The following is a 14,122-nucleotide window of genomic DNA, read 5'->3' on the forward strand; positions in this document are numbered from 1 at the left end:
ATCTCCGTCGGGCCTAGGCAGGGCACATCCAGGTAACCACCTACCACTCTCGGTCACGAAGCCGTGACCCGTACGGAGAGAGGACTCCATGCACACCCTACTTACCCCCCGCCCGGAATTAGCGGCACTGGCAGACATTCTGCCGGGCCGCGTCACACGCCCGGGGGATGCGAACTACGACGATCGCCGGGCGGTCGAAACCGATCCCGAGCAATCCCAGCCTGCGGCCTTGGTGCAGGTCACCAGCGCCGAGGAGATCGCGCAGACCATCAATTTCGCCCGCGAACACGCCTTCGAGTTGGCCGTGCGGAGCGGCGGCCACAGCGCCGCAGGCTATGGCAGCGTAGATGGCGGCATCGTCATCGATATGCGTGGCCTTGATAAGATTGAGCTGGATCCCGCGACAAAAACCGTATGGGTCGGGGGCGGCTCAACAGCCGGTCATGTGCTCCAAACCCTGGCCCCGCACGGGCTGGTTGTCGGCTTCGGGGACTCTGCCGAAGTCGGGGTCGGCGGCATTGTGACAGGCGGTGGTGTCGGCTATCTGAGCCGCCTCTACGGCGTCGCCGCCGACTCAATGCTGGCGGCCGAGGTCGTGCTGGCGGATGGTCGCATCGTTCTCGCCAGTCCGGACAGCGAACCGGACCTGTTCTGGGCCATTCGCGGCGGCGGCGGCAATTTCGGCGTACTCAGCCGGATCAAGCTGCAAGCTCGCGAGCTGCCAGAATTTACCGGCGGCATGCTGATCCTGCCGGCCACGCCCAAGGTGATCACCGGCTTCGTGGCGGCAGCTCAGGCCGCTCCGGAAGCGCTGTCATCGATCACCATGGTCATGCCCGCCCCACCCGCGCCGTTTATCCCCGAGGCCATGCATGGCTCACTCGTGGTTTTGGCCTTTATGGCCTATGCCGGACCAGACGATGCGGCCGCCCGCGCGCTGGAACCATTCCGGGCGCTGGCGACGCCTATATTCGACACGGTCAAGTCCGGTCCATTCCTTGATCTCTACCAAGGCGGCGGGGGCAGCCCACCGGGTCTTCCCGAGTTGCGGACGCTCTTTGTTGACCGCGTGTCGGAAGATGATGCGCAGACCATTGTCGGCTTCCTTACCGAGTCCGACTCCCTGATGCGGGCCGTACAGATCCGTGTCCTCGGTGGCGCGATTAATCGCGTGCCCGCGCAGCAGACAGCCTACGCGCACCGCAACAGCCAGATCATGGTCAACCTGGTGAACTTCTACCAGGACACGGCCGAGCAGCCGCGGCGGCGCAAATGGGCCGATGACCTGATGGGCGCTCTGCGCCAGAGCGACAGTGGCGCCTATGTGAACTTCATTGGTGCTGAGGGACCGGAACGGGTGCGCGCCGCCTATCCCGGCGCCACCTGGGATCGCCTGCGTCGCATCAAGCGGCAATATGACCCGCAGAACCTTTTCCACCGCAACCAGAACATCCCGCCAGCAGCGGAATAATGACAAAGGCCAGCCTCCGGGCTGGCCTTCTGGTTTCAAGGTCAACCGACACCCCGCGGCAGGAAGGAGGGCGCCCCTTGGGGCGCCCTCTCGCAGTCTAGAACCGCAGGGCCTTGGCCTGCTTCACGCCTTCGAGGGCGGCGATCTCGGCCAGTTGCGGCTCGGTCAGCGTGCCGTCGATGGAAACGAGCGCGATGGCGTCCGAGCCCACTTCGACGCGGCCCAGATTGAAGTTGGCGATGTTGATGCCAAGCTTGCCCAGCAGCGTACCGAGGCGGCCGATATGGCCCGGCTTATCCTCGTTTGTCACGTACAGCATGGACGGCGTCAGCTCGGCTTCCATGTTGATGTCCTTGACCTGGATGATGCGCGGTTTGCCATTGGCGAAGATCGTTCCGGCGACGCCGCGCACCTGCCGCTCGGTGGTAACCGTCAAGCGGATATAGCCCTCATAAGCGCCTTGGCGGTCTCGTGTCGTGGTCTCGACGGTAATGCCACGGTCCTTGGCGATCTGCGGCGCCGAGACCATGTTGATGTCGCCCAAGGACGGCTTCAGCACGCCATTGATGGCGGCGGCGATCATCGGCTTGACGTTGAGGTCGGCGACATTGCCCTCGAACTCGATCTTGATGCCGCTGATTGCCGTCTCCGTAAGCTGGCCGGCGAACGAACCCAGGGCTTCGGCGAGCTTCACCCAGGGCGTCAGGATCGGCGCTTCCTCGGCCGAAATCGACGGGAAGTTGAGCGCATTGGTGATCTCGCCAACCATCAGATAGGCCGAAATCTGCTCGGCCACCTGCAGCGCCACATTTTCCTGCGCCTCGGTCGTCGCCGCGCCCAGATGGGGAGTGCAGATAACGTTGGGCAGTTCGAACAGCGGGTTGTTCTCGGCCGGCTCTTCGAGGAACACATCGAGCGCCGCGCCGGCAACATGGCCGGACTTAAGCGCGTCATAGAGCGCCGCTTCGTCGATCAGCCCGCCACGGGCACAGTTGATGATGCGCACCCCCTTCTTGGTCTTGGCCAGGGCCTCGGCATTGAGGATGTTGCGCGTCGCATCGATCAGCGGCGTGTGTAGCGTGATGAAATCGGCTCGAGCAAGCAGTTCGTCCAGCTCGACCTTTTCGACGCCCAGCGTCTGGGCACGTTCCGGCGTCAGGAACGGATCGAAAGCAATGACTTTCATGCGCAACCCGATGGCGCGGTCGGCAACGATCGAGCCGATATTGCCGGCGCCGATGAGGCCCAGGGTCTTGTTGGTGACTTCCACGCCCATGAAGCGGTTCTTTTCCCACTTGCTGGCGCGGGTCGAGGCATCGGCTTCCGGCAGCTGGCGGGCCAGCGCCATCATCATGGCAATGGCGTGCTCAGCCGTGGTGATCGAATTGCCGAAGGGCGTGTTCATCACAATGATGCCCTTCTTGGTCGCTGCCGGAATATCGACATTGTCGACACCGATGCCGGCGCGGCCGATCACTTTGAGATTGCTGGCGGCAGCAATGATTTTTTCGGTGATCTTGGAAGCCGAACGGATCGCCAGGCCATCATACTGGCCGATGACTTCGAGCAGCTTATCCTTGTCCTTGCCCAGATCGGGCAGGTAATCGACGTCCACGCCATTATCCTTGAAGATCTGGACGGCGGTAGGGCTCAGCTTGTCGGAAACGAGAACTTTGGGCATTGGGGTAATCCCTGATTATCGAGTGTGTTGAGGCCACCGCGCTCACATTCGGCGTCACCACCCGGCTTGTCCGGGTGGTCCATGGATTGCCGGGACAAGCCCGGCAATGACGGCGGCGGAGAGGCTCGTGGCAGACGTCTAGTGGCTAAGCAGCGGCCTTGTTTAGCGCGGCCAATTCTTCGGCAAAGGCAAAGTCCAGCCATGGCACCAGGGCTGCGAGGTCAGACGCCTCGACCGTGGAGCCGGCCCAGATGCGCAGGCCCGACGGGGCATCCTTGTAGGCGCCAATATCATAAGCCACGCCGGCCTTATCCAGTCGCGATACGATGGCCTTGGCGAACGCCGCCTGCTTGTCGGCATCGAGCGCGGCCACGGCCGGATCGACGATCGACAAACATACCGACGTGTTGGAGCGATTGGCCGGGTTCCTGGCCAGGAAATCGACCCAATCGGTCTTGGCGACCCAGTCGGACAACACCCCAAAATTGGCGTCGGCGCGCGCCTGTAGCCCCTTCAGTCCACCCTCGCGCAGGCCCCACTCCATCGCGTCTACTGCGTCTTCGATGCAGATCATCGACGGGGTGTTGATAGTGGCGGCCTCGAACACTTCCTCGAGCAGCTTGCCGCCTTTGGTCAGGCGGAAGATCTTGGGCAGCGGACGATCGGGCTTGAACGTTTCCAGCCGCTCAACAGCGCGCGGCGACAGGATCAGCACGCCATGCGCCGCCTCGCCACCCAGCGCCTTCTGCCAGGAGAAGGTCACCACATCGAGCTTGGCGAAATCGAGGTTCTGCGCAAACGCGGCCGAAGTCGCGTCGCAGATGGTCAGCCCCTTGCGGTCGGCGGCGATCCAGTCGCCATTCTCGACCCGGACACCCGAAGTCGTGCCATTCCAGGTGAAGACCACGTCGCGGTCGAAATCGACCTGGCCCAGATCGGGCAGCTCGCCATAACCAGCCTTGAGAATGCGCACATCATCAAGCTTGAGTTGCTTCTGGACGTCGGTGACCCAGCCCTCGCCGAAGCTTTCCCAGGCCAGCATATCGACGCCACGGGCACCCAGCATGCTCCACAGTGCCATTTCGACGGCCCCGGTATCGGAGGCCGGGACGATGCCGATGCGGTAGTCCGCGGGTACTTCGAGCAATTCGCGCGTCAGGTCGATGGCGCGCTGGATACGGGCCTTGCCCGGCTTGGAGCGGTGCGAGCGACCGACCAGCGCATTGGCCAGCGCTTCAACCGTCCAACCAGGACGCTTGGCACAGGGGCCCGACGAAAAATTCGGATTAGCCGGTTTCACCGCCGGCGCGGTCAGGGGCATTGCAGCCATCTTAAGCGACCCTCCCAGGTCTATGCGTCTCGCGTTAGGGCGAGATGTCCTGAGGCGGGAGATACGCCCGGGAGGGTAGCGCCGTCAATCCGTCTTTTGCATGGGGTGCGACGATGTCGGCGCAACGCGTGTCCATAGGCAACGAAGCCGACCTGGATGCGTTACCCACAGGCGCAATCCGCGCAGTTTGGAGAATGCCCGATATGGGAGCGTCCGTCCTCATAAGTATCCTGATCACCTTTCTGGTGATCGTTCTCGTGCTCTGGCTGGTTCAGCGCCTGCCGATCGAGGCCCGCATCCGACAGATCATCCAGATCGTCGTGATCATCATCGGCATCATTTCACTGCTGAAATACCTCGCGGTCTTCTAGCCGCCGAGTTCATCCTCGACATAGATACGGATGATGTCGTCGAAGCTGCCGTCTCCCTTGAAACCGAGGGCGATGGCGCGCTTGGCATCGAATGCCTGCGGCCAGCCCGCGACCATGCTCGCGATGGCCTCGTTCCGCTCGCGCCGGATGAGTGCCGTTGCTTTGGCCCCGGCGGCGCGCTCCAACGCGGCAATCTCGTCGCCCACAGTGGCGGCCAGACCAGGCATGCTGAGACTACGCTGATTGCCGAGCAGGACCGTGTCCATGGCCGCTGCATGCAGCAGAAAACCCACCGCTGCGCGCGGGCTGGCAAACCAGTGCCGTACGGTATCATCGACCGGCAGAACAGCCTCGAGCCCAGCCAGCGGCTCCCGGATGATCCCAGAGAAAAACCCTGACGCCGCCTTGTTGGGCTTGCCCGGACGAACCACGATAGTGGGCAGGCGGATACCGATGCCGTCGAGAAAGCCACGACGGGAATAGTCGGCCAGCAACAGCTCACCTATCGCCTTTTGTGTGCCATAGCTGGTGAGCGGCGTACGCTCATGGGTATCCCCGATCACCTCTGGCAATGGCTCACCGAACACGGCGATCGACGATGTGAAGACGACACGCGGCCTGTAGGCCGCCGATACGCCGGCCAGGCGTATCGCCTCGAACAGATAGCGCGTGCCGTCGAGATTGATGCGGTAGCCTTTCTCGAAATCGGCCTCCGCCTCCCCGGAAACGATCGCGGCAAGATGAAAGATCAGGTCGGGGCGATCGGCCAGGAGGCTGGTGGCGACACCATCGGTCGAAAGATCGGCCGCAACCGTGGTCACGGGCACCTGCGCCGCGACGACCTCTGGCTCGATCACATCGGCAAGCGTCAGCGCCGACACCGCTTGGCCGCCCACCTGCCCTGACTGCAGCAAGGCCGTAACCAGCTTGCGCCCGACCATGCCGGCAGCACCGATCACCAGAATCTTCATCGCCGCTCTCCTCTTGCCCTGGCGAACAAGAGCATTGGCGTAGCGGACGAGTCCAGCAGCCGGCACAAAGAAAATCGGCGCCCTTCTGGACGCCGATCTTTTTGACAATGTCGCAGGCCGCGTGGCCGGCTGCCTGATACTTAGTTGAAGCGGTAGCGGAGGGTGCCGCGTACTTCATGCAGCCAGTTATTCTGGGCCCAGACGGTATTCGGAGCTGCTGCGCCGTTGTTGAGTTCAGCGATGTAGACACCGCGATAACCCACATCGGCGACAACCGAACCGAAGTCGTAGCCGACGCCGACCATACCGGCCGCTGCGAGGCTGGTGTTGCTGCCCGACGGAACAACAACGCCAGCCGGAGCGGTGATCTCGGAGTGATTGAAGGCCACGCCAGCACCGGCACCGACATAACCGAAGGCGCCGCCAGCAGCGCCGTAGCCGTAGTCGCCGCCAAACGAGAAGTCGTAGTAGACGTTAGCCAGCGCGATGGTCGAGCGCAGCTTGACGGTGTAGTCGCCCTGGCGGAATCCGTATTCGGGACCCTTGGTGACCTTGAGGCCTTCATTGCCGACATAGTCGATAGTGGCGTCGAAGCGCAGGCCTGTGCCAGTTTCGTAGCCGAAGCCGGCGCCGACGCTGTAGCCGTAGCCCATGGCCACGAACGGGAAGGTGGTAACGACTGCCGGTCCGCAGACCACGCACTCATAGGCGTAAGCTTCCTTGGACCAGAGCCAGTTCCCCGCCGCGCTGCCGCGCAGGTAGAACGAGCCCTGTACACCGTAGTCGACGTCGGGGATTTCGATGATCGGGGGATATTCGGGAAAGTCGGCGGCGAGTGCCGGGCCGGCGATGACAGCGGCTCCTGCCACCATGATCGCAGCGATGAGCTTGCGCATGAAAAACGTCCTTTGGTTGCCACGACACCAGTCGATTGCGAACCAATATCGGACAATTTCCTTAAAGCTCACTTAACCTAAACACTTAACCCTAACAGCAGCCTAAGGGCGTTACTTGTGGTCAATACTAAGACCACAAGCAGATGCCTCAGATGATCAGGCGATGTCGCGGATCGCGGCTTCGATCTGGCCGACTACGGTGGACACCAGCGTCGCGTCGTCAGCCTCGCCCATAACGCGGATGACCGGCTCTGTGCCCGAGGCGCGGACGACAAGGCGCCCGCTCTGCCCCAGCATGGCCTGCCCGTCGGCAATGGCAGCCATGACCAACTTGTGCTCCAGCGGCTTGCCGGATTTGAACTTCACGCTACGCAACAGTTGCGGCACCTTGGTAAAGCGCGCGCAGATTTCGGATATCGGCCTCTCCTGCTGCTTGAGCACCGCCAGCAATTGCAGCGCCGCCACCAGACCATCACCTGTCGTGGTGAAATCAGAGAGGATGATATGGCCCGACTGCTCGCCGCCTACGTTGAAACCCTTGGAGCGCATGGCTTCGAGCACGTAGCGGTCGCCGACCTGGGTTCGTTCCAGCGTCAGGCCGAGCGAACCGAGATACCGCTCGAGACCGAGATTGGACATGACGGTGGCGACGATCCCGCCTCCGACGAGCATTTCGCGCTCCAGCCAGCTCTGGGCGATAACGGCCATGAACTGGTCGCCGTCGACCACATTGCCCTTCTCATCGACGATGATCACGCGGTCGGCGTCACCATCGAGCGCAATACCGATATCGGCGCGCATCTCCCGCACCTTGGCAGCAACAGCTTCAGGGGCGGTGGAACCCACCTTGTGGTTGATGTTAAAGCCGTCAGGCTCAACACCAATGGTCACCACTTCCGCGCCCAGTTCCCACAGGGCAATCGGGGCAACCTTGTAGGCGGCGCCATTGGCGCAATCGAGCACCACGCGCAGGCCCGACAGGTCAACATTCCGCGGCAGCGTGCGCTTGGCATACTCGATGTATCGCGTACGGGCTTCCTCATCGCGGTGGGCACGGCCGATGTCACGGCCATGGGCCAGCGAGCCGGACATGTCGCTGTCGATGAGGCCCTCGATTTCGAGCTCCAGCTCATCGCTAAGCTTGTAGCCATCGGGACGGAACAGCTTGATGCCGTTATCGTCGAAGGGATTATGCGAGGCGGAAATCATGACGCCGAGATCGGCCCGCAGTGACCGCGTCAGCATGGCCACGGCCGGTGTCGGCATCGGGCCCAGAAGGTAAACATCCATTCCGACAGCGGTGAAACCCGCGGTCAGCGCCTGCTCGATCATATAGCCGGAGCGTCGCGTATCCTTGCCGATGACCACCCGATTGCGGTGGTCGCCGCGCACGAATTTCTGGCCGGCCGCCATGCCGACCTTGAGCGCCAGCTCCGGGGTCAGCTTGTCGCCATTGGCGAGTCCACGGATGCCGTCGGTGCCAAAATACTTCCTGGCCATGTTGTGTCCCTCAACGTCCCCGCAGGGTGGTCGCTTTTGATAATACCACTTTCGGGCGGAATAGCGGAAATTGCCGCAAAGAAAAAGGGCCACCGCAGTGGCCCTTCGATTGTTGTGCCTAGCTGCCCGGCTGCGGCTCGAGGCCGGCTTCCGGGGGAGCATCGGGGCGCTTCTTGCCCGACTTACCGGCCGACGGCACGCCGCTGGCCTTGTTGGACGGGCCGCTATCATCCGGACGAACCGGCTGGTGTCCTTCCATCAGGGCGCGCAATTCGTCGCCGGTCAGCGTCTCGTATTCGAGCAGCGCCTGGGCAATCGCCTCCCACTGGTCGTGGTAGGTGGTGAGGATGTCCTTGGCCGAAGCCTCGCCATCCTCGATCAGCTTGCGCACTTCCTGGTCGATGATGCGCGCCGTGTCGTCCGACATGTGCTGGCTCTGCGTCACCGAGTGACCGAGGAACACTTCCTGGTCGTTCGACTTGTAGCGGACGCGGCCGAGCTTCTCGCTCATGCCCCATTCCATCACCATCGAACGGGCGAGGCTGGTTGCCATCTGGATATCGCCCGAAGCGCCTGAGGTAACCTTGTCCGGGCCGAACTTGATGATCTCGGCCTCACGGCCACCGAACAGCATGGTGAGGCGCGCCAGAGCCTTTTCACGCGAGAACGAATAGGTGTCGCTCTCGGGCAGGGTCATGACCATGCCCAGCGCGCGGCCGCGCGGAATGATCGTCGCCTTGTGGATCGGGTCGATGCCCGCGACCTTGAGCGCGATGATGGCGTGGCCGGCTTCGTGATAGGCGGTCAGCTTCTTCTCATCCTCGGACATGGCCATGGTGCGGCGCTCGGCGCCCATCATGATCTTGTCCTTGGCGTCTTCGAACTCGGCATGGGTGACGAAGCGCTTGTTGCGCCGCGCCGCCATCAGGGCCGCCTCGTTGACGAGGTTCATCAGGTCGGCGCCCGAGAAACCGGGCGTACCGCGGGCCAGGACCTTGAGGTCCACATCGGGTGCCAGCGGCACCTTGCGGACGTGAACCTTGAGCACCTTCTCGCGGCCCGAAACGTCCGGGTTCGGCACCACGACCTGGCGGTCGAAGCGGCCTGGACGCAGCAGAGCGGGGTCGAGCACGTCGGGGCGGTTGGTGGCGGCGATCAGGATGATGCCTTCATTGGCTTCAAAGCCGTCCATCTCGACGAGGAGCTGGTTGAGCGTCTGTTCGCGTTCGTCGTTACCGCCGCCAAGACCGGCGCCGCGCTGGCGACCAACGGCGTCGATTTCGTCGATGAAGATGATGCAGGGCGCGTTCTTCTTGGCCTGCTCGAACATGTCGCGGACGCGGGACGCGCCGACACCAACGAACATTTCAACGAAGTCCGAACCCGAAATGGTGAAGAACGGCACATTGGCTTCGCCGGCGACGGAGCGGGCCAGCAGCGTCTTACCTGTACCGGGAGGACCGACAAGCAGCACGCCGCGCGGGATACGGCCACCCAGGCGCTGGAACTTGCCGGGATCGCGCAGGAATTCGACGATTTCCTCAAGGTCCTGCTTGGCTTCGTCCACGCCGGCCACGTCCTCGAACGTCACCTTGCCATGGGTTTCGGTGAGCAACTTGGCGCGCGACTTGCCAAAGCCCATCGCGCCGCCACGGCCACCGCCCTGCATCTGGCGTATGAAGAAGAACCACACGCCAATAATGACGATGAACGGCAGCCACGAGCTGAGCAGGATCGACCAGAACGGGCTCGATTCAGGCGCACGGGCGGTGATCGAGACATTCTTGTCTTCAAGGCGCGGAATGACATTGGCGCCGTCGGGCAGCACGGTTTCAAAGCGCGTGCCATCGCGCAGGGCGCCCGAGACGATGTCGTCGGTGATGGTGACGCTGGTCACGCTGCCGGCATCGACGTCCTTTACGAACTCGCTGAAGGTCTTTTCAGAAACGGAAATCGAGCGGGTCGACGATTGAAAGACCTGGAACAGGCCCATCAGCATAAAGAGAATGACCAGCCAGATGGCGAAGTTGCGGAAGTTTCCGTTCATCAATCCTGTCCCGGAGAGTCCGGCAGAAAGAGCTGCCGGTGCGTGTGCCGAATGTATGTCCGGCATTGGGGCGTTACAAGGGCAAGACCTGCGGCCCTTTGGGCGCTCCGTAAAGGCACAATGTCGCGATTGGGTTAATACGCTGTGGGATTCAGAAGGTTCCATAGGACATGCGCAAGCACCGCCTGTGACGCGGGTGTCATGAAGTCGCATGCCAAAGGTGGCAGCGAGAGCGGGCCCCGAGGCGGTGGCCGCCTCTGAGTTTTGTTTAGTGAGACGGAAACCGCCTCGGGGCGCCGGTTTTGGAACGATACTCGGGGATCGCGGTGTGGGGACGCTCGCCCCAGCCGGCCAGTATCTGAACCTGCACGGCAGCGAAGCCGGCACGGCGCCCTCCGCCACTGTTCGCCTGCAGGCCGCTCATGCGGAGGGATGGGGAGAGTATGCGGGAGGTTTTTAGGGCGGGGATAAGGGGGATAAGTCGAACCCACCGGTTGTCTTACAAACTCAGTCGTCACCCTCGGGCTTGACCCGAGGGCGTTACACCGTCGGTGCCGCAGTAAGTGAAGAGCCCTCGGGTCAAGCCCGAGGGTGACGCGCGGCGGGTGTGGGCGCCGACGGTTCCGCCTTCACCGATGCGATCCGGCCTTCGCCGGGATGACATCGTGTGGGAGTTGCTGGCGGAGTGCGCCGCAGCCACGCGCACCCTCAGTCGATCAGCAATTGCACCTTGATGCGCTCATCGAACGACCACCCACCCAGCGACAACACCCCGCCCTGGGCGTCCCGCACGATCGGCGCCGTGCGGATGGCCTCGGCGGGGGCGGTGACCTTGAAGCCGAGAAACTCTTCCAGACGATGGCGTGGCAGATAATCGGCCACGCTGGCCGTCAGACCAGCCTCGTCCGAACCATTGATGATGCGGAAACGCTCGTCCCATACCAGTTCGCCATGCGGCAGCAGCGCCGCATCGGGCGGCACCGAGCGGCCTGGTTCGCGTGCCACCGCGATGGCGCCATCCTTAAGACGGATGACGCAGCCCAGCACGGTGGTTGACCGGGGCAGCACGTCCTCGGCGATGGCTTGGCGCAACCGCTCGACCTGGCCGAGCGCACGCGGCTTTTGTCGTCCACCGACAATCTTGAGGACGCGGCCCAAAACCCGGGTCGAAATGGCCGGGCTCAACCCGATAAACGGCGATAGCTCGATGCGCGCCGCGCCGAACCCGTCAAGGCGCACGATTTCGCTGAAACAGCCATCGGCCATTTGCGCAATGGCGGCATCGGCCTCACCCATGCGCTCGGCAAAGCCGGCAATCATCCCCGCGTCGAGCCCCAGGGCAGCGAGCTGCGGCAGAGTCTGCCGCCAGCGCACCCGCTCATAATGGCTATCCGTGTTTGAGGGATCCGCGGCCGGGGTCAGTCCGGCGGCAACGACGATCTCGGCCAGGGCCGCCGGGTCGACCCCGAGCAAGGGCCGGTGCACGCGCACGCCTTCGACCTCGGCCATACCAGCCATGCCGCGCAGGCCCTCGATGCCGCTGCCATGGGCCATGCGCATCAGCACGGTTTCGGCCTGGTCGTTACGATGATGCGCGGTGAGCAACACGCTGACACCATCAGCCGCCATTGCTGTGCCGATAAGTCCATAACGGGCCGCGCGCGCCGCTTCCTGGACGCCGGTAGCGGGCTTGCCGCCGTCCCAGCGCAGTCCGGTTGCGGCAACACCCAGCGACTTGGCCACACCAAGCACCATGGCGACCTCGCCGGCTGCTTCAGGCCGCAAACCGTGATCGACCGAATAGACGTGAAGCCGCGGCGCGGCCGGCAGGTCTGCAGCCCAGCGTTGCGCAAGCAGCAGCAGCGCCAGGCTGTCGGCGCCGCCCGAAACGGCAAGGCCGATGGCTGGCTCGTTGGCAACAGCGGCAAACAGCGCGGCCAGATCGGCCGCGCTATCGAGGTTGGGGCTTAGGCGGGCGGGCATTCGGCCCTGGTCTTTTCCTCGCCGAGGCGGGTCATGAAGGCCGGCTCGAGCGTGGTGTAGCGCTTGTCGATCTCGGCGAAGGTGCGGCAAGCCGTCTCGCGCTCACCGGCGCCTGACAGCGAAATGCCCAGCTTGAGCAGCAGATCGGGTGCTCGAGGGCTATCCGGCGATTTCTGGAAAGCGGCGAGCAGCACCTCGGCGGCTTCATCATAGGCGGCACGCCGAATAAGCGTATCGCCCAGGAAGTTGGCCGCGTCCGCCGCCTGCGCATTATCGGGATAGAGCGCCAGAAACTGGGTGAACTGGTCTTCCGCGAACGGATAGTCACCCTCGGTCATGGCCCTGTAGCCCGCAGCGAACTGGGCGTCAGCGTCAGCGTCGCCGGTATTGCCGGCAGCCGGATCATAGCTCAGGTCGATCGGCTGACCCGTCGCCAGGTCAACACCGCCCTGGGCGCCGGTGCCGACCAGCGGATCGGACGAATCGCCCAGATCGTCCATCGGCGCCGCACTGCCATCGGTAAAGGTCGGGTCGAACTCCACCTCGCCCGGCAAGGGCTGAACGCCCTGCTCGGGGATGTCGGTCATGGGTACTGCATTAGGGTCGGCCGGAGCCGTACCGGGGGTCTGCGGCAACGCCTCAGGCTGCGTCGCGCCGCCTGGTTGGGTTGCCGCCTCAGTTTTTCCCCCAGCACCGCCTTCCAGCGCCTGGAAGCGGAACTCGTTGTCTTCCTGCATGCGGTTGACGATTTCCTGCATCTGCGTGAGCTGGAATGTCAGTCCTTCGACCTGGCCATTGACCGAGCGAAGCTGCTCTTCGAGCTGCTGGATCCGCACCATGAGCTGGGCCGCATCCTGGGCCTGCGCGACATGCAGACGATCGGGCGTCTCATCGCTCATGACCACGCCGACATTGGCGGGCGGCGTGTTGAACACAGCGGCGCTCACCAGCGCCGGGGTGGAAACCCCAATCACCAGCGCCGTGGCGATGGCCACCGGCATGCGGGTCTTGGTTGAGAACTTGGTCGTCAAAATTGAGCCTCCAGTCGTCTCGTCTGCGACGAGCACCATGAACCTTTGGAAGCCAGCGAATAAAGGCCAATTTTGGTCAAAAGAAAGCGCCCGGGCCAATTACGCGGCACCGGGCGCTCTTGCCTCCAGTTTGCACTGGATCGCTTCGGCCTCGCCTTGCGGCTAAAGCCGGTTTTTTCTTACTGGACGACCGTGACCGCGCGGCGGTTCTGGCTCCAGCAGGAGATGTCGTTACAGATCGCCACCGGACGTTCCTTGCCGAAGGACTGGCTGGTGATGCGGGCATTGTTGACGCCGCGCGATACCAGGTAGTTCACGACCACCGAGGCACGGCGGGCGCCAAGGGCGATATTGTATTCGCGGGTGCCGCGCTCGTCGGCATGGCCTTCGATCATGATGCGGTAGTTCTGGTACTGGTTCAGCCAGGACGCCTGCTTGTCGAGGGTGGCCATGGCTTCGGGGGTCAGCGAGCTTGAGTCGGTGGTGAAGAACACGCGATCGCCAACCGAGACGAGGAATTCCTGCTGGCTACCCGGCGCGCCGCCGCCCGGTCCCAGATTGCCCACGCCGGTCGGCATGGTGTTGGGCGTCCGCGAACAGGCCGCTACGACCACGACGAAAAGCAGCATCGCAGCAGCGCGCAATGCGGTGTTGAAGGGTGCGGTAATGACCACGGGAGGCTCCTAAAGGCATCAATCTTAAGTACGGCATTTACCGCGCTTAATCTTAAGGCCGGGTTTTCTGTCTTGGTTAATCTTGTGCTATCGCGGCGCGAATGTGGCGGGAATCCTGGCTTTTTCGTGATGGTGTAATTCCGCCACAGCCAGGGTCACGATCACGT

The 14,122-nt window shown here is 63.2% G+C and carries 11 protein-coding genes; 2 read left to right on the forward strand and 9 right to left on the reverse strand.

Annotated elements, in window-relative coordinates; genetic code table 11:
• The first annotated feature begins 88 nt into the window (after positions 1-88).
• A complete protein-coding gene (locus tag MF606_RS16380; protein WP_240230412.1) occupies positions 89-1,471 on the forward strand; it encodes an FAD-binding oxidoreductase in 1,383 nt (460 codons plus the stop codon).
• A 97-nt stretch (positions 1,472-1,568) separates the two neighbouring features.
• Here the strand turns inward: MF606_RS16380 and serA are convergent, their stop codons facing one another.
• Both serA and MF606_RS16390 read right to left on the reverse strand, forming a co-directional pair.
• Positions 1,569-3,152: a phosphoglycerate dehydrogenase gene (gene serA, locus MF606_RS16385; protein ID WP_240230413.1), complete on the reverse strand. Its 1,584-nt coding sequence runs from the start codon at positions 3,150-3,152 to the stop codon at positions 1,569-1,571.
• Between the two features lie 145 nt (positions 3,153-3,297).
• Complete coding sequence (locus MF606_RS16390; protein WP_240233872.1) at positions 3,298-4,473, reverse strand: phosphoserine transaminase; 1,176 nt, start codon at positions 4,471-4,473, stop codon at positions 3,298-3,300.
• A 212-nt stretch (positions 4,474-4,685) separates the two neighbouring features.
• Here MF606_RS16390 and MF606_RS16395 point away from each other — a divergent pair, with 212 nt between their 5' ends.
• Positions 4,686-4,853: a Thivi_2564 family membrane protein gene (locus MF606_RS16395; RefSeq protein WP_240230414.1), complete on the forward strand. Its 168-nt coding sequence runs from the start codon at positions 4,686-4,688 to the stop codon at positions 4,851-4,853.
• Here the strand turns inward: MF606_RS16395 and denD are convergent.
• The 7 genes from denD to pal form a co-directional block, all read right to left on the reverse strand.
• Positions 4,850-5,824, reverse strand: coding sequence for a D-erythronate dehydrogenase (denD, locus tag MF606_RS16400; protein ID WP_240230415.1), 975 nt, complete (start codon positions 5,822-5,824; stop codon positions 4,850-4,852). The genes MF606_RS16395 and denD overlap by 4 nt on opposite strands.
• Positions 5,825-5,964: 140 nt before the next feature.
• On the reverse strand, positions 5,965-6,720 hold the full coding sequence (locus MF606_RS16405; protein ID WP_240230416.1) for a hypothetical protein: 756 nt from the start codon (positions 6,718-6,720) through the stop codon (positions 5,965-5,967).
• 156 nt (positions 6,721-6,876) lie between these two features.
• Positions 6,877-8,220, reverse strand: coding sequence for a phosphoglucosamine mutase (gene glmM / locus MF606_RS16410; RefSeq protein WP_240230417.1), 1,344 nt, complete (start codon positions 8,218-8,220; stop codon positions 6,877-6,879).
• Between the two features lie 118 nt (positions 8,221-8,338).
• On the reverse strand, positions 8,339-10,267 hold the full coding sequence (gene ftsH, locus MF606_RS16415) for an ATP-dependent zinc metalloprotease FtsH (RefSeq protein WP_240230418.1): 1,929 nt from the start codon (positions 10,265-10,267) through the stop codon (positions 8,339-8,341).
• Positions 10,268-10,975: 708 nt separating this feature from the next.
• Positions 10,976-12,250, reverse strand: coding sequence for a tRNA lysidine(34) synthetase TilS (tilS, locus tag MF606_RS16420; RefSeq protein ID WP_240230419.1), 1,275 nt, complete (start codon positions 12,248-12,250; stop codon positions 10,976-10,978).
• On the reverse strand, positions 12,235-13,281 hold the full coding sequence (locus tag MF606_RS16425) for a tol-pal system YbgF family protein (protein WP_240230420.1): 1,047 nt from the start codon (positions 13,279-13,281) through the stop codon (positions 12,235-12,237). Before MF606_RS16425 ends, tilS begins: the two co-directional genes overlap by 16 nt.
• Positions 13,282-13,460: 179 nt before the next feature.
• Positions 13,461-13,910: a peptidoglycan-associated lipoprotein Pal gene (pal, locus tag MF606_RS16430; protein WP_240233873.1), complete on the reverse strand. Its 450-nt coding sequence runs from the start codon at positions 13,908-13,910 to the stop codon at positions 13,461-13,463.
• Between the last annotated feature and the right edge of the window lie 212 nt (positions 13,911-14,122).

Origin of the sequence: Devosia lacusdianchii (assembly GCF_022429625.1) — a bacterium.
GTDB classification, from domain to species: domain Bacteria; phylum Pseudomonadota; class Alphaproteobacteria; order Rhizobiales; family Devosiaceae; genus Devosia; species Devosia lacusdianchii.

Excerpts from the sequence above, each read along its gene's own strand:
- MF606_RS16380 (WP_240230412.1), top strand. The coding sequence starts at position 89 with ATGCACACCCTACTTACCCCCCGCCCGGAATTAGCGGCACTGGCAGAC.
- serA (WP_240230413.1), bottom strand. The coding sequence starts at position 3,152 with ATGCCCAAAGTTCTCGTTTCCGACAAGCTGAGCCCTACCGCCGTCCAG.
- MF606_RS16390 (WP_240233872.1), bottom strand. The coding sequence starts at position 4,473 with ATGCCCCTGACCGCGCCGGCGGTGAAACCGGCTAATCCGAATTTTTCG.
- MF606_RS16395 (WP_240230414.1), top strand. The coding sequence starts at position 4,686 with ATGGGAGCGTCCGTCCTCATAAGTATCCTGATCACCTTTCTGGTGATC.
- denD (WP_240230415.1), bottom strand. The coding sequence starts at position 5,824 with ATGAAGATTCTGGTGATCGGTGCTGCCGGCATGGTCGGGCGCAAGCTG.
- MF606_RS16405 (WP_240230416.1), bottom strand. The coding sequence starts at position 6,720 with ATGCGCAAGCTCATCGCTGCGATCATGGTGGCAGGAGCCGCTGTCATC.
- glmM (WP_240230417.1), bottom strand. The coding sequence starts at position 8,220 with ATGGCCAGGAAGTATTTTGGCACCGACGGCATCCGTGGACTCGCCAAT.
- ftsH (WP_240230418.1), bottom strand. The coding sequence starts at position 10,267 with ATGAACGGAAACTTCCGCAACTTCGCCATCTGGCTGGTCATTCTCTTT.
- tilS (WP_240230419.1), bottom strand. The coding sequence starts at position 12,250 with ATGCCCGCCCGCCTAAGCCCCAACCTCGATAGCGCGGCCGATCTGGCC.
- pal (WP_240233873.1), bottom strand. The coding sequence starts at position 13,910 with ATGCTGCTTTTCGTCGTGGTCGTAGCGGCCTGTTCGCGGACGCCCAAC.